The sequence below is a fragment of the Leclercia sp. W17 genome, assembly GCF_003336325.1.
Taxonomy (GTDB): domain Bacteria; phylum Pseudomonadota; class Gammaproteobacteria; order Enterobacterales; family Enterobacteriaceae; genus Enterobacter.
Genome location: NZ_CP031101.1, coordinates 383,819 through 407,105, shown reverse-complemented (window position 1 = coordinate 407,105; position 23,287 = coordinate 383,819). Strand labels below are relative to the sequence as shown.

Genomic DNA, 23,287 nt, shown 5'->3' with positions numbered 1-23,287 from the left:
CTCGTTATTCATATTCATCCCAGCCGTCCGGCTGCCGACGCTCCTGCTGCATCTCACGCTGGAAGATCTCTTCCAGCTCGCGACGCGCCTCCCGTACGCGGGAAATCTGCACCGTATCGGTGTGGACCGGCATCAACTCGCGCAGCATGCGTATATCAAGACGACGGAAATGTAACTGCGCGCGCTGGGCCTGATGAGGATGCATACCCAGCGTCACTAATGCTTTACGCCCCAGCTCCAGCGCACTGGAGAAGGTCTCGCGGGTAAAATACTTTACCCCAGCCTGAAGCAGCTCATGTGCCTCAACACGCCCTCGCGCCCGGGCCAGGATGTGCAGATGGGGAAAATGCTGCTGGCAGATCTCCACCAGCTTCAGGGTGTCTTCCGGATCATTACAGGTGATAACAATCGACTCCGCCGCCTCTGCGCCTGCGGAGCGCAGCAGTTCGACCTGTGTGGCATCGCCGTAATAGACCTTATAACCGTACTTGCGCATCAGATTTACCGCGCTGATGTCGCGCTCAAGCACCGTCACGTGCATTTTATTTGCCATCAGCAGACGCCCGATCACCTGCCCAAACCGCCCGAAGCCCACCACAATCACCTGCGGTTTATCGTCCTCCACAAAGGGCGCTTCATGCTCATCTTCCGGGGCATTCATCCGGCGAGACAGCTGCTTATCGATAAGCTTCATGAGCAGCGGCGTGGTCATCATCGACAGCGTCACGGTCACTAACAGCAGCGCCATCTGGTCATCCTGAAACAATCTCTGGGACGATGCTGTGGAGAAGAGCACAAAAGCGAATTCGCCCCCCTGGCTCAGCACCCCGGCAAGCTGCGCCTTTTCCGCCTGCCGCAGGCCGTAAACCCGCGCCAGCCCATACAGCACCGCCATTTTAACCGTGACCAGCACGGCAACGCTCATCACCACCCACAGGATATGGGTGTAGAGCACGCCGAGATTGAGCGCCATGCCGACAGAGATAAAGAACAGCCCTAACAGCAGTCCTTTAAAGGGATCGATGGCAATTTCCAGTTCATGCCGGTACTCACTCTCCGCCAGCAGTACGCCTGCAATAAAAGTACCGAGCGCCATCGACAGACCCAGCGCATCCATAAACAGGGCCGATCCCAGCACCAGCAGTAGCGTCGCGGCGGTAAACACCTCACGTACGCCGGAGGCGGCAATAAACCGGAACACCGGGCGGAGCAGATAGCGCCCTCCCACCAGCATGCCGGCAAAGGCCAGCACCTTCATGCCGATCTTCATCCAGTCGAAATGTTCCTCTCCCGATCCTGCCAGCAGTGGAACCAGGGCCAGCGCGGGGATCACCGCCAGATCCTGAAACAGCAGGATCGAGAAGCCCAGCTGCCCCGCTTCGTTGCGGTTCATGCCCTTATCGCGCATCAGCTGTAACGCCATTGCCGTAGAGGACATCGCCAGACCAATCCCGCCAACCACCGCGGCCTGCCATGAGAACTGGGTCAGCATCAGGAGTCCGCCGAGGATCACCGCGCTGCACAACACCTGCGCGGCACCCACGCCAAAGATCGAGCGCCGTAGTTGCCAGAGCTTCGTCGGGTTGAGCTCAAGGCCGATAATAAACATCAGAAAGACGACGCCCAGCTCCGAGAAGTGCAGGATTTCGTCCACATCGCTGATGAATCCCAGCCCCCACGGACCGATAGCGATGCCTGCCAGCAGATAGCCGAGCACCGCGCCAATCCCCAGACGCGATGCCAACGGCACCGCCACCACGGCGGCGAACAGGAACAACACGCCTGCCAGTAAAAGATCTGAGCCTTCCATCAGTGACCTCCTGTCAGATTTGGCGCCGCCAGCCACTCACCGTACGCGCGGGCATGGCTGGCCAGCTCATCCTGATGCTGGCGACGAGCCCAGTAGATAATGATCGGACTCAGCCACTGCATGCGGCACATGGCCGCCGTCAGCTCGAACGGGCGTAAGATCTCGTTCATCGAGTAGCGGTTAAGCCCATCGTGGCGATACGCACTCTCCGGCTCGCCGGTGGTAATGACGCTCCGCCAGGACTTTCCCGCCAGCTGGTTTCCTCCCACGCCACTGGCAAATCCACGGCTCAGCACGCGGTCCAGCCACTCTTTCAGCAGTGCCGGGCAGCTGTAGGTGTAAAGCGGATGCTGGAACACGATGACGTCGTGCTGGCGCAGCAACTCCTGCTCATAGGGAATATCGATAAAAAAATCGGGGTAGTGCGCGTAAAGATCGTGCACTGTCACATTACTTAGCTGTAATGCCGGTTGTAGCAAAACCCGGTTAGCGACCGAGTCCTGAGACTCCGGATGGGCATACAGCAGCAGCACTTTGGCTGTCTGGGACATCATTCCTCTCCCGGGTCGTCATCACTGTTGTTTTGGGCTACCATGGCACACCCACGCGGCGCGTGGCGGCACATTTAACCTGATTATAATGACAACTTAACATAGTCGGAACATACGGCGCTCTATGATTGTTTTCTCCTCATTACAAATTCGTCGCGGCGTACGTGTCCTGCTGGACAACGCTACAGCCACCATTAACCCGGGCCAGAAAGTCGGCCTGGTGGGCAAAAACGGCTGCGGTAAATCCACGTTACTGTCATTGCTGAAAAACGAAATCAGTGCCGACGGGGGTAATTTTACCTACCCCGGCAACTGGCAGCTGGCCTGGGTAAACCAGGAGACGCCAGCCCTGAGCGTACCGGCGATGGATTATGTTATCGACGGCGATCGGGAATACCGCAAGCTGGAAGCGGAGCTGCATGCCGCCAACGAACGCAACGACGGCCATGCGATTGCCACCGTGCACGGCAAACTCGACGCCATTGATGCCTGGACTATTCGCTCCCGCGCCGCCAGCCTGTTGCACGGCCTGGGGTTCAGTAACGAGCAACTGGAACGCCCGGTCAGTGATTTCTCCGGCGGCTGGCGCATGCGCCTTAACCTGGCCCAGGCGCTGATCTGCCGCTCTGACCTGCTGCTGCTCGATGAACCGACCAACCACCTCGATCTCGATGCGGTGATCTGGCTGGAGAAGTGGCTGAAGAGCTATCAGGGCACGCTGATCCTGATCTCCCATGACCGTGACTTCCTTGACCCGGTGGTGGACAAAATTATTCATATCGAACAGGAAACGATGTTCGAGTACACCGGCAACTATAGCTCGTTTGAGCGCCAGCGCGCGGTACGTCTCTCCCAGCAGCAGGCGATGTACGAAAGCCAGCAGCAGCGCGTGGCGCACCTGCAGAGCTTTGTCGATCGCTTCAAGGCGAAGGCGTCAAAAGCCAAACAGGCCCAGAGCCGCATTAAGATGCTGGAACGCATGGAGATGATCGCCCCGGCGCACGTCGACAACCCGTTCCACTTTAGCTTCCGCGCGCCGGAAAGCCTGCCCAACCCCCTGCTGAAAATGGAAAAGGTCAGCGCGGGCTATGGCGAGCGCATCATCCTGGATTCCATCAAACTCAACCTGGTGCCGGGTTCCCGTATCGGTCTGCTCGGGCGTAATGGCGCCGGTAAATCGACGCTGATTAAGCTGCTAGCGGGCGAGCTTGCGCCGGTACGTGGCGATATTGGTCTGGCGAAGGGCATTAAGCTGGGCTATTTCGCCCAGCATCAGCTGGAGTTTTTACGCGCTGACGAATCGCCGCTACAGCACCTGGCGCGTCTGGCCCCGCAGGAGATGGAGCAGAAGCTGCGGGATTACCTGGGCGGCTTCGGCTTCCAGGGCGATAAAGTGACCGAGAATACTGAGCGCTTCTCCGGCGGCGAAAAAGCGCGCCTGGTGCTGGCGTTGATCGTCTGGCAGCGCCCGAATCTGCTGCTGCTCGATGAACCGACTAACCACCTGGATCTCGACATGCGCCAGGCGCTGACCGAGGCGCTGATTGAGTTCGAAGGCGCGCTGGTGGTCGTATCCCACGATCGTCACCTGATCCGCTCCACCACCGACGATCTCTACCTGGTGCACGACAGTAAAGTAGAGCCTTTCGACGGCGATCTGGAAGATTACCAGCAGTGGCTGACGGACGTGCAGAAGCAGGAAAACCAGCCGGAAGAGGCAGCGAAAGAGAACGCCAACAGCGCCCAGGCGCGTAAAGATCAGAAGCGCCGTGAAGCAGAGCTGCGCACTCAGACCCAGCCGCTGCGTAAAGAGATTACCCGTCTGGAAAAAGAGATGGAGAAGCTCAACGCCACGCTTGCCACCGTGGAAGAGAAGCTGGGCGACAGCGGCCTGTATGACCAGACGCGTAAAGCCGAGCTCACCGAGTGCCTGCAGGTGCAGGCTAAAACCAAATCCAGCCTTGAGGAGTGCGAAATGGCCTGGCTGGAGGCGCAGGAACAGCTCGAAGAGATGCTCCAGAGCGACTAACCCGGGAGGGGCGATGATACCTGACCTGACCAGCGAAATTACATTCCGCAAACTGAGCATCTTCATGACATTCATGGAGACGGGAAATATCGCCCGTGCCGCTGAGGTGCTGAACCTCAGCGGGGTCAGCGTCCATCGCGCCCTGCACACCCTGGAAGAGAACGTCCGCTGCCCGCTGTTTACGCATAAAGGCCGAAATCTGATTGCCCTGCCCGCCGCCTGGACGCTGCTTGAGTATTGTCAGGAGGTGATGCAGGTGATGAAGCGCGGGCTGGAAGAGGCGCGTAAAACGGCTGGCGTCGGCCAGGGCCGTCTGCGGGTGGGGACGCTCTACTCTCTGACGCTTGAGACCGTTCCGCAGCTCATTATGGGCATGAAACTGCGCCGTCCGGATCTGGAGATGGATCTCACCATGGGATCCAACGACACCCTGCTGCATCTGCTGGATGAAGGCGCGCTCGATGCCATTCTCATCTCCATCTCGGAGAGTGAGATTGATCGCAACAACCTCGAAGTGCTGCCCCTGTTCCACGATGACATCTTTCTGGCCGCCCCCGCTTCGGCGCAGCTCAATACCAACGCGCTGGCGGACTTACGCGACTACAAAGACCAGAAGTTTGTCGCCCTGGCAGAGGGCTTCGCCACCTATGCCGGTTTCCAGGAAGCGTTTCATATCGCTGGCTTTGAGCCGGAAATCGTCACCCGGGTCAATGATATTTTCTCGATGCTGAGTCTGGTGCAGGCGGGTGTCGGCTTTACGCTGATGCCGGGCAGGATGAAAAAGGTGTATGAAAACTCGGTGCAGCTGTTAAAGCTGGCCCAGCCGTATCAAATGCAGCAGCTGATCGCCATCGTCTTTGCCCGCAACCGCGAGCAGGATCCGAGCCTGCGGGCGCTGGCGGCGGAAGGCCGCATGTACGCCCGCCGCCTTGAAGAGAACGCTACGCCTTAAGACGCCGGGCGAGATGCACCGCGACGTCCATGCCGCTGCGTTCCAGAGAGACCGACTCCCCTTCCCAGGCTGCCTGACGCGTCAGGCAGGTGAGCACGCCGCCGGGAGGCATCTCTATCGCCAGCCGCGCTTCGCGTTCGTTAGCGGCAATCACCGCCTCCTGCCAGCGCACCGTCCGGGCCATGTTCATCGCCAGATCGTCGGCAATTTTCTCTGGCTGCCAGAGTACACGCCCGGTGCTGCCGCTAAGGTAGGCGCAGCGGGGACGAGAAAGCGTGACCCGACTAAAGGCCTCAACCAGTTTTTGCGCCGGCTCGGCCAGCAGTTCGCAGTGCGACGGGACGCTCACCGCCAGACGACGGGCTTTGTTGGCCCCTTTCGCCAGCGCGCGCGCCGCCACTTCCGCCATCCCTTCGTCGGTTCCCGCAATCACAATCTGCGTCTCCGCGTTCAGGTTGGCAACGTAGGTGCCGGTGCCTTCCATCAGGGTTTCTACCTGCGGAAGGGTTAACCCCATAATGGCCGTCAGGCCGTAGCCGTGTGGGTAAGCCTGCTCCATCAGATCGCCACGCAGGGCCACCAGCGTCAGGGCATCAGCAAAATCGAGCGCTCCGGAGAGCACTGCCGCAGGATACGCGCCGATAGAGAGGCCGCTGACAATATCCGGCGCCACGCCGCGACGCGCCAGTTCACGCGCCCAGGCGACGCCCGCGATCAGCAGCGAGAGCTGTACCGCGCGGGTGTGCTGTAGCGCCGCCGGGGAGTCCAGCGCATCCACTTCACTGGCACCCAGCACTTCACGCGCCTGCGCCAGCTCGGTTCCCGGCAGGTTTTGCAGCATACCGGGATGCTGCGTCCCCTGCCCCGGAAAGGTAAACAGGATCTTCATTGTTCCTCCCATGCCCAGGGGTTCGCCGTCAGGCGCGGCCCCCGGTCGGTTTTCAGCAACGTTTTTCCATCACGTAGCCATTCGTTGAGCGCAAAGCCGCCCAGCGGCGTCTCGACCTGGGTATCGGCCCGGCAGAGCGCCCCCTCAAGCTGTGACTGCCAGCTGAGTAAATCCGTGCGGGAAAGCGGCTGCGGGGCGCGGATCAGCAGATCGAGATCGCTTGCGGCGTGGATCACCGCAATACCGGTCGCCAGCGCATAGCCGGTGCTACCGGTAATGCCCCATGTCCAGGGCCAGGAGATGCGGGAAAGCTGTACGCCCACCTGAACCGGTGGCTGAGTGATAAACGGCGAGCGCAGCAGACTTTCTTCTGCGCTCAGCTGTTCGGGGGAGACCACGCGGGCAATCTGGTGAGGGTTAACCCAGCCCGCCGCGCGCTGCTCGCGCTTAAGGCCGCGTACCCCGACCGGAATACGCCCGCTACCCTCAACATCACGCCGCACCACCACCGGCAACCCGGTATGCCAGGCTGCATCCACCCAGGGCTCCTGGATATCCTCCAGCGCATCCCGTGTGGTAAGCCAGATTAAGTCGTGCGGGCGTAATGTTGTGGTCATGATTACATTCCTGAAGTCAGCGAGATAAACAGCGGCAGCGACAGGATACACAGGACGGAGCTTAACAGCAGCACCGCTTCCGCATCCGGCGACTGCACGCCAAAGCGGTTACCGAACACCACGCCGAAGAAACCGGCGGACAGAGCAATCATCAGGATAGCGGTGATAGCCACAGAACCGTGCAGACCGAAGAGTAAAACGATACCCCACGCAATGGCTGGTTGAATCAGCAGTTTGGCGATCGTCGCGCTAATGACCATCGTGTTGATCTGCAGCTTACGGGCCGACAGGATCACCCCGGTCAGGAACAGCGCCGCAGCGGTGGCGGAGAGTCCCAGCGGTTTAATCGCCGCCAGAACCAGTTCCGGCATTTTGATACCGATGGCAGAGAGAATGACACCCAGCAGCGGGCCCATCACAATCGGTTTCTTAATGGAGCGCCACATCAGCACCGGCAGCATAGAGAGCGTTGAACCTGAGTTATTGCCCTCGGCGCGCGCTTTCTCACGTTCAAGGATCAGCAGACAGAACGGCGTCATCAGTACGGAGCCGCAGGCAATGGAGACCGCTACCGAGAGCGAGGTCGCCGGGCTTTCACCCAACACGCTGCCCAGAATCGGCAGGCCCAGTGCCGCATAGTTCGGCAGCGCCACGGTCAGCGTCAGCACGGCGGCATCCTGCGGGGACTTTTTAAAGACTTTCGTGGCGAGGAAGTAGATGGCCGCATAGGTGATCCACATCGCCAGAGTCAGAACCAGGATCAGCGGCGACTGGGCAATGATACCTGTCCAGGACGTTTGCACCGTGGCACTGAACAGCGCGGCGGGCAGCGCAAAATCCATCACGAAGATATTAAGCAGAGAGACATTTTTGTTGTCCACCATTTTGGCTTTACCGGCCCAGAAGCCGAGCAGCATGATGACAAAAATGGGGGCAAGGGCATGAACAATCACATAAGTCATAAATCACCTGTAAAAAAGAAGTTTAAGCACTGACGCGATGGTTATTATTTTCAGGATGCAGGTTCCCACGCGGGCGCAACGGGTGCGCCCACGGGGCGTGCATCTGGCAGGTCTTTTATTTTTTGGTATTACCAGCTGGCTCGCATACGTTCGCGTACAAGAGCGGAGCTATGACGATTGTCGGCACCCAGACGGCTTTTCAGCGTCGGATCACGGCGAGCGTCATCAATGGCCTGTTGCAATGTGGTTTTCACCAGCGCCAGATCGATGGATGAAGGTGCGTCCGGATTGCTGATATCCAGCAGGTTCTCCAGCAGCCCCAGGGTAGCGTAGTTACTGATGTCATACGCCATCGGCGGAATGGTCGCCGCCAGTTTTTCAAGCGCGTCGACGGTACGCAGCGTGATGCGGGCGGCAGACTCTTTGCCCATCGCGTGGATCAGCACGCCCTTGTCGTTGAAGGCGATCAGCCGGTTGGCCTGATAGCCGTGGGCCAGAAACGCCCCGGACATCGCTTTCCCGACGATCAGACCAATCACCGGATGGCCCGCCAGACGCGCGTTAGCATAGGCCGCAGCAGCACCGGCCAGCGCCTGGTGAATACCAAAGCCCTCTTCACGGCGGCCATAGGCCTGGCTCGGCACGTCGATCACCGCCACAATCGGGCGTTTCACGGCGTTATCGGCGTCGGCGGCAACGGTTTCGCTCACCACTTTCGCCAGCGTCCAGCCCTCCAGCAGACCGACTTCGCCTTTCGCCGCACGCGGGTAGTGGTTGTTTGCATCCGGCACCACCGCCACAAAGCGTACCGCTTCGCCATTCAGCTCGCCGTCCGCCGCCTGAACCGACGGGCAGAGCCCTTCCAGACGACGGACATTCGGCGCAAGGGTTTCCAGCCAGAGTTCACCACGGCTAATTGAAGTACTCATCATTTCACCTCCCGGGCAAAGAGCGCGTGAATCTGTTCGGTATCCGCCTGTTTGCGGGTGTCGAAGTGACTCAGGCGTTCGAGATACCAGTCATAATTGTCGGTGCGGTGTTTTGCCGGCACGCCTTTCGCAATCGCGTCGTTCATCGCCGCTTTCACCGCGTTCACGCCGTCGCCCACCAGGGCATCCACCAGCCCGCTTTGATAGCGAATTTCGCCCCCGGTCATGCTCCAGATAAACGGACGGTCGCGGGAGTCATACTCTTCAATGCCCGCCTCCTGCTCGATAACCTGTGGGCCGTTCAGGCCGAGACGCGCTTCGCGGGTCACAATCAGATAGCTGCACAGCGCTGCGGCAATGGACATCCCGCCGAAGCAACCAACGGTACCGGCGACAATGCCGATGACCGGGGTATAGCGACGCAGATCGACGATGGCCGCGTGGATATCGGCAATCGCCGCCAGGCCAAGGTTAGCCTCCTGCAGACGTACGCCGCCGGTTTCGAGGCTCAGTACCGCCTGGGTTGGAATGCCGTTACGGTTATCTTCCGCCGCCAGCTCCAGCGCGGCCGCCATTTTGGCGCCGGAGACTTCGCCCATACTGCCACCCTGGAACGCGCCTTCTATCGCCACGACCACGGCGGGTTTACCGTTGATGGTGCCTTTTGCCACCACCATGCCGTCATCGGCCTGCGGCACAATGCCCTGCGGCCCCAGCCACGGAGAGATAATCCCTTCAAACGGATCCAGCAGTTCGCGATAGCTGCCCTCGTCGAGCAGCGCCTGCGCACGCTGGCGTGCTTTCAATTCAATAAAGCTGCTGTCATCACGCATGGCTCACCCCCTCAAAGACCTGTTCGATACGAATGCGCGCTACGCCCGGCGTTGCGCCAAAGTCGTGAATGGTTAGCTTGCCAGCCGGCAGGCTGCTGACGGTTTGCAGTCTGTTAAACAGCGCGTCCCAGCGGCCACGGCTGTTATCGACGGAGGTGGTGATCTCGACTGTTAATGTCTGGCCCTGGTCGGCGGTAAATAACACCTCCATATCACCGGAGCCCACAACGCCTGCCAGCGCTTTGCCGTTCAGGGCACGGCTGGCGGGCAGTGTTAATGTGATTTTTTCCATAACATCCTCTTAATTCGCTAAATAAGGCGTCTCTATGCGGTCAAGGAACAGCGTGGCGGCCAGCAGGTCGGCCGCGCCGCCCGGTGAGGCATTGAGCAAGAGCATCTGTTTGTCTAATACCGCGAGCGCACGTTGCCCCTCAGGCTGTGCGGTGCCGCCAGCGGCTAATACCGCCCGGGCCCCGTGCTGCATGGCATCTAACCCCTCCATTCCGGCGCGGGAAAGCACGCAGGTATCGGTTAATGAGGTCATGATCGCCATCAGCGCATCGAGCCGGGCATGGGCTTCGCTACTGCCGTTAAGACGGCTCAGGCGAAGCTGCGGCAATGCCCGCTGCATAATGTGCGGAAACGCCTGCTGCGCCTCTTCGCGCGCGCCCGGCACCCGATAACGGTGGGTGGCGCGCAGCCCTTTGCTGAACACTTTCGGCGCGGCGTCATCCGGCAGTTTCGCCAGCTGCGCGGCGGTGTCGGCGACCGACTGCGCTGTTGCGCTGCCGCCATGCATCGCCACGGCGCTGACTAACAATCCCAGCGCCCAGATAGCGCCACGGTGGGTATTCACCCCGCCGGTGGCGGCCATCATCTGCTGTTCGCCTTCGCGCCCCAGCCGACCCACGGTCTGCCGTAGCGCGATATCGGCCGGACGCTGCCAGCTTTGCAGCGCCAGCGCCTGAAACGTAGGGGTCAGGCTGTGCGCCGAGCGCTCCATCAGCGCGAGCGAGAGATCGTGGTGCGCGCCGTTCCCCCGACTGTCCACCAGGCCGGGTTTCGGGCTAAGTCGCGCTTCGTCAATCAGACACTGCGTGGCGGTTCGCGCCAGCCATTCGGCACCGCCTTCAACCTGGATCCGGGGCAGAAGTTTCATTACCAGCTCCGGAATTTCGCAGGTGGGTTGTAGAGACCGCCGGACCATTCAACCAGGTCAGAGACGCTGCCCGCCGCCAGCAGCGAGCGGGTGGCGTCGGTGCGGCGAATGCCCATATCTTCCGGGTAGAGCACTTTGCCGCTCTGACGCAGCTCGGCGACGCGTTTAGCGTCCACACCCAGACCGATATCGGTAATACCTGCGACCGCGGCGACCATGGCGCGACGCTCTTCCAGATCTTTCGCCCGGTAGAGGTAAGCAATCCCCTCTTCCGTCAGCACGTGGGTGACGTCATCGCCGTAGATCATGACCGGTGCCAGCGGCATACCGGAGGCTTTCGCCACATCAACCGCATCAAGTTTTTCGACGAAGGTCGGCTTCACGCCCGCCTGGAAGGTTTCGACCATCTGCACGACCAGTTTCTTACCGCGCTGCATCGGGTCGGGCTCGGTGATCATGTTCAGCCAGGCCGGGGTGGCATGACGACGGCCGTGCGGGTCATGGCCCATGTTAGGCGCCCCGCCGAAGCCGGAAAGACGGCCGCGGGTCACGGTAGAGGAGTTGGCGTAACCATCCACCTGCAGGGTTGAGCCGATAAACATATCGACCGCGTACTGGCCTGCCAGCTGACAGAAGGCGCGGTTAGAGCGCATGGAGCCATCGGCACCGGTAAAGAAGATATCCGGACGGGCACGAATGTACTCTTCCATCCCCAGCTCACCGCCGAAGCAGTGCACGCTCTCCACCCAGCCGCTCTCAATCGCCGGGATCAGCGTCGGATGCGGGTTCAGGGTCCAGTGCTTACAGATTTTGCCCTTCAGACCGAGCTGTTCGCCGTAGGTAGGCAGCAGCAGCTCAATCGCCGCGGTGTTGAAGCCAATCCCGTGGTTCAGGGACTGCACCTGGTGTTCCGCATAAATGCCCTTGATGGCCATCATCGCCATCAGGATATGTTCCTGTTTGATCAGGCGCGGGTCGCGGGTGAAGAGCGGTTCAATGAAGAACGGCTTATCGGCGACGACCACGAAATCAATCCAGGAGCCGGGGATATCCACGCGCGGCAGGTCACACTCGTCGTCCACCAGTTCGTTCACCTGGGCGATGACGATGCCGTCGTGGAAGGCGGCGGCTTCTACCAGCGCCGGGGTATCCTCGGTGCTGGCACCGGTATAGAGATTACCTTTACGGTCCGCTTTAAACCCGGCAATCAGCGCCACGTTCGGCGACAGGTCGACATAGAGGCGGGAGTAGAGTTCGATGTAGGTGTGGATGGCACCGATCTCCAGCTGTCCATCCTCCAGCAGCTGCGAAATACGCAGGCTCTGGGTACCGGAGAAGGAGAAGTCGAGCTTGCGGGCGATGCCTTTTTCAAAGATATCCAGGTGTTCGCTGCGGCCCACGCTCGGCATAATCATATGCAGATCGTGAACGACCTGAGGGTTCACCTCGGCCAGCGAGCGGGAAAGGAAATCCGCCTGCTTCTGGTTGTTCCCTTCCAGTACGACTTTGTCGCCTGGGGCGATCAGTTTTTCCAGCATAGCGACGAGGTCGCCTGTTGGCAGTACCTTGCCCTGCACCGGGACGGAAGCCAGGCGGCGCGCTTTTTCAGTGCGACGCGTGTTCCAGTTCCGGGCTGGCGTTTGCCCTGATAACATTGTTAACCTCCTGATTCAGCACATCTTTAGATTTGCTTAACGTTGAGTTAAGTCTGCACCCTGGTGATAAAGGCATCAATTAAGCCTGGAACAGAATCGTTAGCCTGAGAGTAATAAAGAAGGCAATTAATTGTGATCGGGATCATTTGACGTTGTTAAACAACAGGCTACGGGCTAAATAAGGGCGCTGTGAGGGGATGCGATCGCGCAATCGCGTGGCTTTTTATAAACAGGAGCCGATTCGGAAGGTATAGTGAACGATTGAGAAGAATTAACATCACACCGTTATGACGCAGACAATCCCATCTGAATTTAACTTTACGCCCGACGAGAGCGCGACCTTTGTCCCCATGCGGGGCCTGTCGAACCGCCATCTGCAAACCATGCTGCCGCGTCTCATCCGCCGTAAAGTGCTTTTTACTCCCGTCTGGCAGCGACTCGACCTGCCGGATGATGACTTTGTGGATCTGGCATGGAGTGAAGATCCCTCTAAGGCACAGCGCAAACCCCGGCTGGTGGTCTTTCATGGTCTGGAGGGCAGCCTGCACAGCCCCTATGCTCACGGCCTGATTCAGGCGGCGAAAGCGCGCGGTTGGCTGGGCGTGGTGATGCATTTCAGAGGCTGTAGCGGCGAACCCAATCGCCAGAAACGCATCTATCACTCCGGCGAAACAGAAGATGGCACCTGGTTCCTGCGCTGGCTGGCGGAGACCCACGGCCCGGCCCCTACCGCTGCGGTGGGCTATTCGCTGGGGGGAAACATGCTCGCCTGCCTGCTGGCGAAAGAGGGGGACACGATCCCGCTGGATGCCGCCGTCATCGTCTCTGCCCCGTTTATGCTGGAACAGTGCAGCTATCATATGGATAAGGGCTTTTCGCGCGTCTATCAGCGCTACCTGCTTAATCTGTTGAAAGGCAACGCCTCACGTAAACTGAAAGCCTATCCGGGCTCGCTGCCGATAAACCTGGAGCAGCTCAAGCGCATGCGACGCATTCGTGAATTTGACGATCTGATCACCGCCAAAATTCACGGTTTTGCCGATGCGATTGACTACTATCGTCAGTGCAGCGCCATGCCATTGCTGAATCAAATCACCCGGCCTACGCTGATCATTCATGCGAAAGACGATCCGTTTATGGATCATCATTCGATTCCGGCGCCGGAACATTTACCGGCAAACGTACAGTATCAGCTGACCGAACATGGCGGGCACGTGGGCTTTATCAGCGGAACGCTGCGCCGACCGCAGATGTGGCTGGAGACACGTATCCCGGGCTGGCTGACCCCCTATCTGGAAAAATAAACATGATTATTCCCTGGCAAGATCTGGCTCCCGAAACGCTGGATAATCTGATTGAAAGCTTTGTGTTACGCGAAGGCACCGATTATGGTGAAGAGGAACGTTCGCTTGAGCAGAAGGTCGCTGACATAAGGCGGCAGCTGCAAAGCGGTGAGGTGCTGGTCGTATGGTCCGAGTTGCACGAAACCGTCAACATCATGCCTCGCAATCAATTTCGCGGTTAACCGCGACATCTTTCCACTCAGGGAGTTGCTATGTCCGCCAGACATCCGGTTATCGCCGTCACAGGATCGAGTGGTGCGGGTACCACCACCACCAGCCTCGCCTTTCGTAAGATCTTCTCGCAACTTCATCTGCGTGCCGCGGAAGTGGAAGGCGACAGCTTTCACCGTTACACTCGCCCTGAGATGGATATGGCCATCCGCAAGGCCCGTGATTTAGGCAAACATATCAGCTACTTTGGCCCCGATGCTAACGACTTTGGCCTGCTGGAGCAGACCTTTGCAGAGTACGGTCGAAGCGGCACCGGCCAGTCGCGCAAATACCTGCATACCTATGATGAAGCGGTACCCTGGAACCAGGTTCCGGGCACCTTTACCCCCTGGCAGCCGCTGCCAGAACCCACAGACGTACTGTTTTATGAAGGTCTGCACGGCGGGGTCGTTACGCCGCACCATGACGTGGCGCGCCATGTCGATCTGCTGGTGGGGGTAGTGCCTATCGTCAACCTGGAGTGGATCCAGAAGCTGACGCGGGATACCAGTGAGCGCGGCCATTCCCGCGAGGCGGTGATGGATTCCGTGGTGCGCTCGATGGAGGATTACATCAACTTCCTGACGCCGCAGTTTTCCCGCACCCATATTAACTTCCAGCGCGTCCCGACCGTGGATACCTCTAACCCCTTTGCCGCTAAAGGCATACCGTCGCTGGATGAGAGCTTTGTGGTGATCCATTTCCGTAATCTGGACAATATCGATTACCCCTGGCTGCTGGCGATGCTGCAGGGTTCGTTTATTTCACACATCAATACGCTGGTGGTGCCGGGCGGGAAGATGGGGCTGGCGATGGAGTTAATCATGACGCCGCTGGTGCAGCGGTTAATGGAAGGGAAGAAGATCGATTGAGGCGTGTTGCCCGGTGGCGCTACGCTTACCGGGCCTACAAGGTTCTGTAGGCCGGGCAAACGAAGTGCCGCCCGGCGTTTGATCCAGGCCTTACGCCTCGATCACTTCATACGAATGGGTAATATTGACCGCTTTCTCCAGCATCAGCGCCACGGAGCAGTACTTCTCCGCAGAGAGATCTACCGCGCGGGAGACCGCAGCATCTTTCAGCGCTTTGCCGGTGACCACGAAATGCAGGTTGATATGGGTAAAGAGACGCGGCGCTTCATCCCGACGCTCTGAGGTCAGTTTCACTTCGCAGTCGGTCACATCGTGACGCCCTTTTTGCAGAATCGATACCACGTCGATAGCGCTGCATCCTCCCGCCGCCATCAGAACCACTTCCATTGGGCTGGGTGCTTTATCACCGGAGTTGCCATCCATCAGAATCTGGTGCCCCGACGCGGACTCACCGAGAAACGTTAAACCTTCAACCCATTTCACACGTGCTTGCATTTTAACTCACTCCAGGATTGCATTTTTCTTGTCAGATTACGCGCCAGTAACAATTCTGGCAACGGAAGTCGACCTGCATCAAGCTGAAGCGAGACACCAGGAGACACGCGGCAAAAGCTATGCTAAAACAGTCGAGATGCTACAGTAATACATTGACGTTGCACATGTATGCAGAGGACATCACACATTACAGGCTGCTAATCATTGTGACAGCCAGACCCCAGGCAGGGGAAAGAATACGATTGCAACCCCAGAGTACAGGTACAGAGCCAGACTCTGGAGCCAGCTTATAACAGAGGATAACAGCGCATGGTGCTTGGCAAACCGCAAACAGACCCGACTCTCGAATGGTTCTTGTCTCATTGCCACATTCATAAGTACCCATCGAAGAGCACGCTGATTCACCAGGGTGAAAAAGCGGAAACGTTGTATTACATCGTCAAAGGCTCAGTGGCAGTGCTGATCAAAGATGAAGAAGGCAAAGAGATGATCCTCTCTTACCTGAATCAGGGAGACTTTATCGGTGAACTGGGCCTGTTTGAAGAAGGTCAGGAGCGTAGCGCCTGGGTCCGTGCGAAAACCGCGTGTGAAGTGGCTGAGATCTCTTATAAAAAGTTCCGCCAGCTGATCCAGGTTAACCCGGATATCCTGATGCGCCTCTCTTCGCAGATGGCTCGCCGTCTGCAGGTTACTTCCGAGAAAGTGGGCAACCTCGCCTTCCTGGACGTAACGGGCCGTATCGCTCAGACGCTGCTGAACCTGGCGAAACAGCCAGACGCCATGACCCACCCGGACGGTATGCAAATTAAAATCACCCGTCAGGAAATTGGTCAGATCGTCGGTTGTTCCCGTGAGACAGTGGGCCGTATTTTGAAAATGCTGGAAGATCAGAATCTGATTTCCGCCCACGGTAAAACCATCGTGGTTTACGGAACACGTTAATTCCGCTCAGACGGCGTGGCATCGCATGATGACACGCCGTTTTTGTCTCTCTCACCCATGTGGCGCAGGCTCATTTACCACCCGGAAGTTAACTACGCACTGCGGCAAACCCTGGTGCTGTGTCTCCCTGTGGCTGTGGGTTTAGTTCTCGGTTACCTGCAATACGGCCTTCTGTTTTCTCTCGTTCCCGCCTGCTGCAACATTGCGGGTCTCGACACGCCCCATAAACGCTTTTTTAAACGCCTGATGATTGGCGGCTGCCTGTTTGCCGGCTGTAGTCTTGCCGTGCAATTGCTGCTGGCGCGCGATATTCCGCTGCCCCTCATTCTGACTGCCCTGGCGATGACGTTAGGGGTCACGGCGGAGATAAGCGCTCTGCACGCCCGCCTGCTGCCCGCCTCGCTGATTGCGGCCATCTTTACCCTCAGTCTGGCGGGAAATATGCCGATCTGGGCGCCGCTGCTGATCTACGCCCTGGGGACACTCTGGTACGGGCTGTTTAACTGGTTCTGGTTCTGGCTGTGGCGGGAGCAGCCGCTGCGTGAATCCCTGAGCGTGCTCTACCGCCAGCTGGCCGATTACTGCGAAGCGAAATACACCCTGCTGACCCAGCATACCGACCCGGAAAAATCGCTGCCGCCGCTGCTGGCCCGTCAGCAGAAGGTGGTGGACCTGATTAGTCAGTGCTACCAGCAGCTGCATATGCTGGCGGCGAACAGGAATCATGAATACAAACGCCTGCTGCGTACCTTCCAGGTGGGGCTGGATCTGCAGGAGCATATTTCCGTCAGCCTGCATCATCCGCAGGAAGTGCAAAAGCTGGTGGAGCGCAGCCACGCCGAAGCAGTGATCCGCTGGAACGCACAAACCGTCGCCGCCCGACTGCGGGTGCTGGCTGACGACATTCTCTATCATCGATACCCCACCCGTTTCACTATGGACAAGCAGCTCGGCGCGCTGGAGAAGATCGCCCGTCAGCATCCGGATAACCCGGTGGGCCAGTTCTGCGCCTGGCACTTCAGCCGTATTGCCCGTGTGCTGCGCACCCAGCGCCCGCTCTACCCCCGCGACCTGATGGCGGATAAGCAGAAACGCCTGCCGCTGATCCCCGCCCTGAAAAGCTATCTGTCACTGAAGTCTGCCGCCCTGCGCAATGCGGCCCGCATCAGCGTGATGCTGAGTATCGCCAGCCTGATGGGGATGGCGCTGCATCTGCCTAAGCCTTACTGGATCTTAATGACCGTGCTGCTGGTGACGCAAAACGGCTACAGCGCCACGCGGGTGCGCATCCTTCACCGGGCGGGCGGCACGATGGCGGGGCTGATTATTGCCGGGATCACCCTGCACTTACACGTCCCGGAAGGCTATACCCTGGCGGGGATGCTGCTGGTGACGCTGGTAAGCTACCTGATCATTCGCAAGAGCTACGGCTGGGCGACCGTGGGCTTTACGCTGACCGCCGTGTACAGCCTGCAACTGATTACGCTCAACGGTGAGCAGTTTATTATCGCCCGGCTGGCCGATACGCTGATTGGCTGCCTGATTGCCTTTGGCGGCATGGTCTGGCTGTGGCCGCAGTGGCAGAGCGGATTGCTGCGGCAGAACGCTCACGACGCGCTGGAGGCCGATCAGGAAGCCATCCGCCTGATCCTCAGCGACGATCCGCAACCCACGCCGCTGGCCTGGCAGCGCATGAAGGTCAATCAGGCGCACAATGCGCTGTTCAACTCCCTCAATCAGGCGATGCAGGAGCCGGGCTTCAATTCGGCGTATCTGGCGGATATGAAACTCTGGGTGACGCACAGCCAGTTTATCGTCGAGCATATCAACGCAATGACGACCCTGGCGCGGGAGCATACGATGCTGACGCCAGACCTGGCGCAGCGTTATCTGCAGTCCTGTGAAATCGCCCTTCAGCGCTGTCAGCAGCGTCTGGAGTATGACGAGCCGGGTGAGAGTGGGGACAGCAATATCCTGGAAGCGCCAGAGACCCTGACGCAAGGCCCCATGAGTACGCTGGAACAACATCTGCAGCGCACCCTCGGGCATCTGAACACCATGCACACCATTTCGTCGGTGGCGTGGCGCCAGCGTCCGCATCATGGCATCTGGTTGATACGGCGTTTGAAGCGGACGCCGTATTAAGCTTTGTTTTGCCCGGCGGCGCTACGCTTGCACGGGCCTACGGATCTTGTAGGCCGGGTAAGCGCAGCGCCACCCGGCATCTCACTTATCCCTGAACCACCCGCTTCACCGCCTGCGCAAAGCGGGTCATCCCCTCTTCGATATCCTGGCTCTCCACCAGCAGCGATGGCGCAAAGCGCATCACGTCCGGCCCGGCGTTGAGCACCATCGCCCCTTCACTGGCGGCGGCGTAGAGGAAATCGCGCGCCCGGCCTTTGTATTGCGGCTTCAGTTCGGCGCCAATCAACAGCCCCATGCCACGGATATCGCTGAAGACATCGTACTGCGCATCGATCTGCTGAAGATGCTTCACAAACTGCTCGCGCTTTGTATTGACGCCGCTCAGCACTTCCGGGGTATTGATGATATCGAATGCCGCTCCGGCAACCGCGCACGCCAGCGGGTTGCCGCCGTAGGTCGAGCCGTGAGAGCCCACGTGGAATGCCGACGCGATATCCTGCGTGGTGAGCACGGCGCTCACCGGGAAGCCCCCCCCGAGCGCTTTGGCGCTGGTCAGGATGTCCGGCGTCACGCCGTAGTGCATATAAGCAAACAGATCCCCGGTACGGCCCATACCGCTCTGCACTTCGTCAAAGACCAGCAGGGCCTGGTGCTGATCGCACAGATCGCGCAGCCCCTGCAGGAATTCTGGCGTTGCCGCCATCACGCCGCCTTCACCCTGGATCGGCTCAACCACCACCGCGCAGGTGTGATCGTCCATCACCGCTTTTACCGCATGCAGATCGTTGAACGGCACGTGGATGATGTCGGCCGGTTTCGGGCCAAAGCCATCGGAATATTTTGGCTGACCGCCCACGGTCACGGTAAAAAGCGAACGGCCATGAAACGCATTGTGGAAGGCGATGATTTTGGTTTTAAACGGGCTGTGGCGGGTGGAGGCGTAATAGCGGGCCAGCTTAAAAGCGGTTTCGTTGGCTTCGGTGCCGGAGTTCATAAACAGCACACGCTCGGCAAAGGTGGCGTCGATGATTTTGCGGCCCAGACGTAGCGCAGGTTCGTTGGTAAAGACGTTGCTGGTGTGCCACAGGGTTTCGCCCTGAGTTTTGAGCGCCTCGACCAGCGCCGGGTGGCAGTGACCTAACGCCGTTACCGCAATGCCGCCCGCAAAATCAATATACTCTTTGCCCTGTTGATCCCAGACGCGGCTGCCTTTCCCCTTCACCGGGATAAACTCAGCCGGTGCATAAATTGGCAGTATCACTTCATCGAATGTTGCGCGCGTAATTGCAGATTGTTCAGTTGCCATGTAACCCCACCCTTTTTTAAGCAAAAAGCAGAAGTGAAAATATAATCACGAAATATGCTTAAAAAATCACTTCATGGCAACTAAAAATCAACGATTGAGGAAATTAGCCAGCAGCTGGTGGCCCTGTTCGCTGAGAATGCTTTCGGGGTGGAACTGCACCCCTTCCAGATCCCATTTACGGTGACGGATACCCATGATCTCCTGCGTTTCGCTCCAGGCGGTGACCTCAAAGCAGTCGGGTAAGGTGGGCGGATCAATAATCAGTGAGTGATAGCGGGTGACGGTAAGGGGGTTGTTCAGACCGCAGAAAACCCCGACGCCGTTGTGCGTCACCGGGGAGGTTTTGCCGTGCATCACTTTTGCGGCCCGCACAATGGTGGCGCCAAAGACCTGGGCGATGGCCTGATGCCCGAGGCAGACGCCCAGAATCGGCACTTTACCGGCATAGCGCTGGATCACCGCCAGCGAGATGCCGGACTCATCCGGCGTGCAGGGGCCAGGAGAGATAACGATTTTTTGCGGATTGAGCGCGGCGACATCCTCCAGAGAGAGTGCGTCGTTGCGCCGGACCACCACCTCCGCCCCCAGCTCGCAAAAATACTGGTACAGGTTCCAGGTGAAGGAATCGTAGTTATCAATCAGCAGAATCATGGCAGCTCCTGAAAAAATGGCCGCCCTATTCTACTCAGTTTCCCCGGCTTCGCTTACCACTTTACGGAAGATTGCGTTCAACGCACTCAGATCCCCCATCGCACCGCTCTGGTTGGCCTGCGCCCACTCTTCCGGGTCGATACCGCGCCAGTCAAGCTGATAGCCCGCATGGATCGCCAGCTGCTCAAAGAAGATGCGCTGAACAATACCGTTGCCGATGCGGAACGGATGCAGAACGTTGATCTCGCAATAGTAGTGGCTGAGGCGGTTAATGAAGTCCTCTCTTTCCAGCCCGACGAGATAGCCCTCCTCCTCCAGATCCTGCATCAGGGCATTGCCCTCTTTTTCGATGTAGGCGAAGTGGCAGAAGCGGGTATCGCCCTGGTAAATATCCATCTCGCGAATATCACCCGCCCAGTCGAAGATATCCTGATAGATATGCTGATGAATGGCGCACAGATGCGGCAGGCCACGCAGCAATGGCCCCAGCCCCAGGGTTGCCGCTCGCAGCGCGGTGAATTCATACGCCGCCTGCGCCAGACGCTCCGCCTGGCGGATGCCCAGCCGGTTACGCATGACATTCAGGCCGGGATAGAGATAGGGATCGCGATCGTTGCCGTATTTATCGCTCATACTGCCTCCTGAGCTCCTCAAGACGCAGTTCTGCCTCGTCGGCATTGAGCGTGACTAATGGACTATCGACGCCTTCAAGACGGCGACTGGCCTGAAAATTCGCGTTTCGCTGTTGTTCCCAAAGACGGGATTTTTGCTTATCAGTGAGTTTTTTCACCTTTTTCCTCCCTGCTTGTGCCCGTGTTGCCACAAGTATAAGCAGCAAACTGCGGTTTCGCAGGGAGGTAAAGGTAACGCGGGCAAAACTTGCCCGCGCCATTACGCATTAAGGCAGGACTTTCGCAGAGAGGATAACTATCGGTTTTGACGGCACATTCTGGTAAGGACCGACGTCGTGCGTCTGTACCTGAGAAATTTTATCGGCCACATCCATGCCTTTCACAACTTTACCAAACACCGCATAGCCAAAATCACGCTGGCCATGGTCGAGGAAGGCGTTATCCGCCACGTTGAGGAAGAACTGACTGGTTGCGCTGTCTTTATCGGCGGTACGGGCCATGGAGATGGTGCCGCGGGTGTTACGCAGGCCGTTATCCGCTTCGTTCTTGATTGGCGGGTTTGGCTGCTTCTGCTGCATCTGCTCGTTGAAGCCGCCGCCCTGCACCATAAAGCCTGGGATCACACGGTGGAACGTGGTGCCGTTATAAAAACCGCTGTTGACATAATCGAGGAAGTTTTTCACAGAAACGGGAGCTTTCTGGCTGTTCAGTTCCAGCTCAATGTTGCCGGCAGAGGTGGTCAACAGAACGTGCGGGTCTCCTTTCGCTGCCAGCGCAGCAGGAGAGAGGGCTGAAAGAGCGAGTACAGCCGCGACAGCCGCCAGGGTTGATTTGAGCATGAGAATTCCTTAACAAAGCGCAGTAAAGAAAGCGAATGGCTTGATTCTAAAGAGCAGTATGAACGTAGGCCAGCCCTTTACCTAATTTTACCTATTTGAAACAGATGTAACCGCCCGGCAAAGTCATGCCAGCGACCTTAACGTGATTAATATCACCCTTTTTTATGCAATGAATGATTAATTTGTCCTAAAAGATTTAATTAGATCACATTCACGATTAAAATCTGGCCGCTCGCAGCGCCGTCAATGCGCTTTACACTTCTATTCACAGGCCAGTCATGACTAACAGCAATCGTATCAAGCTCACATGGATCAGCTTCTTCTCCTACGCCCTCACCGGTGCGTTGGTAATTGTCACCGGGATGGTGATGGGAAATATCGCAGACTATTTCAACCTGCCCGTTTCCAGCATGAGTAACACCTTCACCTTTCTTAACGCCGGGATCCTGATCTCCATTTTTCTCAATGCCTGGCTGATGGAAATCGTCCCGCTGAAAACGCAGCTGCGTTTTGGCTTTGTGTTGATGGTCCTTGCCGTGGCGGGTCTGATGCTCAGCCACAGCATCGCCTTGTTCTCCGCCGCCATGTTTGTGCTGGGTCTGGTCAGCGGCATCACCATGTCCATCGGGACATTCCTCATCACCCACATGTATGAAGGCCGCCAGCGCGGCGCGCGACTGCTCTTCACCGACTCCTTCTTCAGCATGGCAGGGATGATCTTCCCGATTGTGGCCGCCGCGCTGCTGGCCCGCAGCATTGAGTGGTACTGGGTCTACGCCTGCATTGGTCTGGTCTACGTGGCGATCTTTATTCTGACCTTCGGCTGTGACTTCCCGGTTCTGGGCAAAAAAGCGCAGACCACCAGCGAGCCGGTGGTAAAAGAAAAATGGGGGATTGGCGTCCTGTTCCTCTCTGTCGCCGCCCTCTGCTACATCCTGGGCCAGTTGGGCTTTATCTCCTGGGTACCGGAGTATGCCAAAGGTCTGGGGATGAGCCTGAACGATGCCGGTAAGCTGGTGAGTGACTTCTGGATGTCGTACATGTTCGGCATGTGGGCGTTCAGCTTTATCCTGCGCTTCTTTGACCTGCAGCGGATCCTTACCGTGCTGGCGGGCGTCGCCACCGTGCTGATGTACCTCTTTATCAACGGCTCCCCGGAGCAGATGCCGTGGTTTATCCTGACGCTCGGCTTCTTCTCCAGCGCCATTTACACCTCGATCATCACTCTGGGCTCCCTGCAGACCAAAGTGGCCTCGCCGAAGCTGGTAAACTTCGTGCTGACCTGCGGCACCATCGGCACCATGCTGACCTTCGTGGTGACCGGCCCGATTGTGGCGCACAAGGGCCCGCTGGCAGCGTTACACACCGCCAATGGTCTTTATGCCGTGGTATTTGTGATGTGCCTGGTGCTGGGCTTCGTCACCCGCCACCGCCAGCATAACGCGGCGGCAGCGACGCACTAATCC

At 58.4% G+C, this 23,287-nt stretch carries 24 protein-coding genes; 8 read left to right on the top strand and 16 right to left on the bottom strand.

Translation table 11 applies throughout. From position 1 onward, the window contains the following. Nucleotides 1-4 precede the first annotated feature (4 nt). Both kefB and kefG read right to left on the bottom strand, forming a co-directional pair. The gene (gene kefB, locus DVA44_RS01950) at nucleotides 5-1,810 is read right to left on the bottom strand and encodes a glutathione-regulated potassium-efflux system protein KefB (RefSeq protein ID WP_114385630.1); all 1,806 of its coding nucleotides are present in this window, start codon (nucleotides 1,808-1,810) and stop codon (nucleotides 5-7) included. Then, nucleotides 1,810-2,364, bottom strand: coding sequence for a glutathione-regulated potassium-efflux system ancillary protein KefG (kefG, locus tag DVA44_RS01945; protein ID WP_114385629.1), 555 nt, complete (start codon nucleotides 2,362-2,364; stop codon nucleotides 1,810-1,812). Before kefG ends, kefB begins: the two co-directional genes overlap by 1 nt. Before the next feature lie 121 nt (nucleotides 2,365-2,485). On the opposite strand from kefG, the gene DVA44_RS01940 reads away from it, so the two are divergent. Continuing rightward, nucleotides 2,486-4,390, top strand: a complete 1,905-nt coding sequence (locus DVA44_RS01940; RefSeq protein WP_103824843.1) for an ABC transporter ATP-binding protein — start codon at nucleotides 2,486-2,488, stop codon at nucleotides 4,388-4,390. Nucleotides 4,391-4,403: 13 nt separating this feature from the next. Next, on the top strand, nucleotides 4,404-5,342 hold the full coding sequence (locus DVA44_RS01935; protein WP_114385628.1) for a LysR family transcriptional regulator: 939 nt from the start codon (nucleotides 4,404-4,406) through the stop codon (nucleotides 5,340-5,342). On the opposite strand, the gene mdcH is transcribed toward DVA44_RS01935, so the two are convergent. The 8 genes from mdcH to mdcA all read right to left on the bottom strand — a co-directional run bounded on the left by mdcH (nucleotide 5,332) and on the right by mdcA (nucleotide 12,386). Continuing rightward, entirely contained in the window at nucleotides 5,332-6,231 is a 900-nt protein-coding gene (gene mdcH / locus DVA44_RS01930; RefSeq protein WP_114385627.1) for a malonate decarboxylase subunit epsilon, read from the bottom strand. The genes DVA44_RS01935 and mdcH overlap by 11 nt on opposite strands. Continuing rightward, nucleotides 6,228-6,848 (bottom strand): malonate decarboxylase holo-ACP synthase, encoded by a 621-nt coding sequence (locus DVA44_RS01925; RefSeq protein WP_114385626.1) that lies wholly within the window; start codon nucleotides 6,846-6,848, stop codon nucleotides 6,228-6,230. Before DVA44_RS01925 ends, mdcH begins: the two co-directional genes overlap by 4 nt. A gap of 2 nt (nucleotides 6,849-6,850) precedes the next feature. Further along, nucleotides 6,851-7,810, bottom strand: a complete 960-nt coding sequence (locus DVA44_RS01920) for an AEC family transporter (RefSeq protein WP_103824839.1) — start codon at nucleotides 7,808-7,810, stop codon at nucleotides 6,851-6,853. A gap of 128 nt (nucleotides 7,811-7,938) precedes the next feature. Further along, the gene (gene mdcE, locus DVA44_RS01915; RefSeq protein ID WP_114388361.1) at nucleotides 7,939-8,739 is read right to left on the bottom strand and encodes a biotin-independent malonate decarboxylase subunit gamma; all 801 of its coding nucleotides are present in this window, start codon (nucleotides 8,737-8,739) and stop codon (nucleotides 7,939-7,941) included. Further along, nucleotides 8,739-9,572 (bottom strand): biotin-independent malonate decarboxylase subunit beta, encoded by an 834-nt coding sequence (locus DVA44_RS01910; protein ID WP_103824838.1) that lies wholly within the window; start codon nucleotides 9,570-9,572, stop codon nucleotides 8,739-8,741. The genes mdcE and DVA44_RS01910 overlap by 1 nt, the downstream gene beginning before the upstream one ends. Further along, a complete protein-coding gene (mdcC, locus tag DVA44_RS01905; protein ID WP_103824837.1) occupies nucleotides 9,565-9,864 on the bottom strand; it encodes a malonate decarboxylase acyl carrier protein in 300 nt (99 codons plus the stop codon). The genes DVA44_RS01910 and mdcC overlap by 8 nt, the downstream gene beginning before the upstream one ends. Nucleotides 9,865-9,873: 9 nt before the next feature. Continuing rightward, nucleotides 9,874-10,731, bottom strand: a complete 858-nt coding sequence (locus DVA44_RS01900; protein ID WP_103824836.1) for a triphosphoribosyl-dephospho-CoA synthase — start codon at nucleotides 10,729-10,731, stop codon at nucleotides 9,874-9,876. Further along, on the bottom strand, nucleotides 10,731-12,386 hold the full coding sequence (gene mdcA / locus DVA44_RS01895; protein ID WP_114316538.1) for a malonate decarboxylase subunit alpha: 1,656 nt from the start codon (nucleotides 12,384-12,386) through the stop codon (nucleotides 10,731-10,733). The genes DVA44_RS01900 and mdcA overlap by 1 nt, the downstream gene beginning before the upstream one ends. 287 nt (nucleotides 12,387-12,673) lie before the next feature. Between mdcA and DVA44_RS01890 the strand changes: the two genes are divergently transcribed. Genes DVA44_RS01890 through DVA44_RS01880 form a run of 3 tightly spaced genes read left to right on the top strand, consistent with a single transcriptional unit; the run spans nucleotide 12,674 to nucleotide 14,811 of the window. After that, nucleotides 12,674-13,690, top strand: a complete 1,017-nt coding sequence (locus tag DVA44_RS01890; protein WP_114385625.1) for a hydrolase — start codon at nucleotides 12,674-12,676, stop codon at nucleotides 13,688-13,690. A gap of 2 nt (nucleotides 13,691-13,692) precedes the next feature. Then, a complete protein-coding gene (locus DVA44_RS01885; protein WP_103177282.1) occupies nucleotides 13,693-13,911 on the top strand; it encodes a YheU family protein in 219 nt (72 codons plus the stop codon). Between the two features lie 30 nt (nucleotides 13,912-13,941). Continuing rightward, nucleotides 13,942-14,811, top strand: a complete 870-nt coding sequence (locus DVA44_RS01880; RefSeq protein ID WP_103824832.1) for a phosphoribulokinase — start codon at nucleotides 13,942-13,944, stop codon at nucleotides 14,809-14,811. Nucleotides 14,812-14,901: 90 nt separating this feature from the next. Here DVA44_RS01880 and DVA44_RS01875 read toward each other — a convergent pair whose 3' ends face one another. Next, nucleotides 14,902-15,306, bottom strand: coding sequence for an OsmC family protein (locus tag DVA44_RS01875; protein ID WP_103824831.1), 405 nt, complete (start codon nucleotides 15,304-15,306; stop codon nucleotides 14,902-14,904). Nucleotides 15,307-15,615: 309 nt separating this feature from the next. Between DVA44_RS01875 and crp the strand changes: the two genes are divergently transcribed. Continuing rightward, complete coding sequence (gene crp, locus DVA44_RS01870) at nucleotides 15,616-16,248, top strand: cAMP-activated global transcriptional regulator CRP (RefSeq protein WP_000242758.1); 633 nt, start codon at nucleotides 15,616-15,618, stop codon at nucleotides 16,246-16,248. Nucleotides 16,249-16,305: 57 nt separating this feature from the next. Further along, nucleotides 16,306-18,393 carry a YccS/YhfK family putative transporter gene (locus tag DVA44_RS01865; RefSeq protein ID WP_114385624.1) on the top strand — a complete coding sequence of 696 codons (2,088 nt, stop codon included), beginning with the start codon at nucleotides 16,306-16,308 and terminating at the stop codon, nucleotides 18,391-18,393. Between the two features lie 85 nt (nucleotides 18,394-18,478). Here DVA44_RS01865 and DVA44_RS01860 read toward each other — a convergent pair whose 3' ends face one another. The 5 genes from DVA44_RS01860 to ppiA all read right to left on the bottom strand — a co-directional run bounded on the left by DVA44_RS01860 (nucleotide 18,479) and on the right by ppiA (nucleotide 21,821). Next, nucleotides 18,479-19,699 carry an aspartate aminotransferase family protein gene (locus DVA44_RS01860; RefSeq protein WP_114385623.1) on the bottom strand — a complete coding sequence of 407 codons (1,221 nt, stop codon included), beginning with the start codon at nucleotides 19,697-19,699 and terminating at the stop codon, nucleotides 18,479-18,481. A gap of 87 nt (nucleotides 19,700-19,786) precedes the next feature. Continuing rightward, on the bottom strand, nucleotides 19,787-20,350 hold the full coding sequence (pabA, locus tag DVA44_RS01855) for an aminodeoxychorismate synthase component 2 (protein ID WP_114385622.1): 564 nt from the start codon (nucleotides 20,348-20,350) through the stop codon (nucleotides 19,787-19,789). Nucleotides 20,351-20,380: 30 nt separating this feature from the next. Then, nucleotides 20,381-20,983 carry a putative adenosine monophosphate-protein transferase Fic gene (locus tag DVA44_RS01850; RefSeq protein ID WP_103824827.1) on the bottom strand — a complete coding sequence of 201 codons (603 nt, stop codon included), beginning with the start codon at nucleotides 20,981-20,983 and terminating at the stop codon, nucleotides 20,381-20,383. After that, a complete protein-coding gene (locus DVA44_RS01845) occupies nucleotides 20,973-21,140 on the bottom strand; it encodes a YhfG family protein (RefSeq protein ID WP_103177289.1) in 168 nt (55 codons plus the stop codon). Before DVA44_RS01845 ends, DVA44_RS01850 begins: the two co-directional genes overlap by 11 nt. Nucleotides 21,141-21,248: 108 nt before the next feature. After that, on the bottom strand, nucleotides 21,249-21,821 hold the full coding sequence (ppiA, locus tag DVA44_RS01840) for a peptidylprolyl isomerase A (RefSeq protein ID WP_103824826.1): 573 nt from the start codon (nucleotides 21,819-21,821) through the stop codon (nucleotides 21,249-21,251). Between the two features lie 278 nt (nucleotides 21,822-22,099). Here ppiA and tsgA point away from each other — a divergent pair, with 278 nt between their 5' ends. Beyond that, complete coding sequence (tsgA, locus tag DVA44_RS01835) at nucleotides 22,100-23,284, top strand: MFS transporter TsgA (protein WP_114316533.1); 1,185 nt, start codon at nucleotides 22,100-22,102, stop codon at nucleotides 23,282-23,284. Nucleotides 23,285-23,287: the final 3 nt, after the last annotated feature.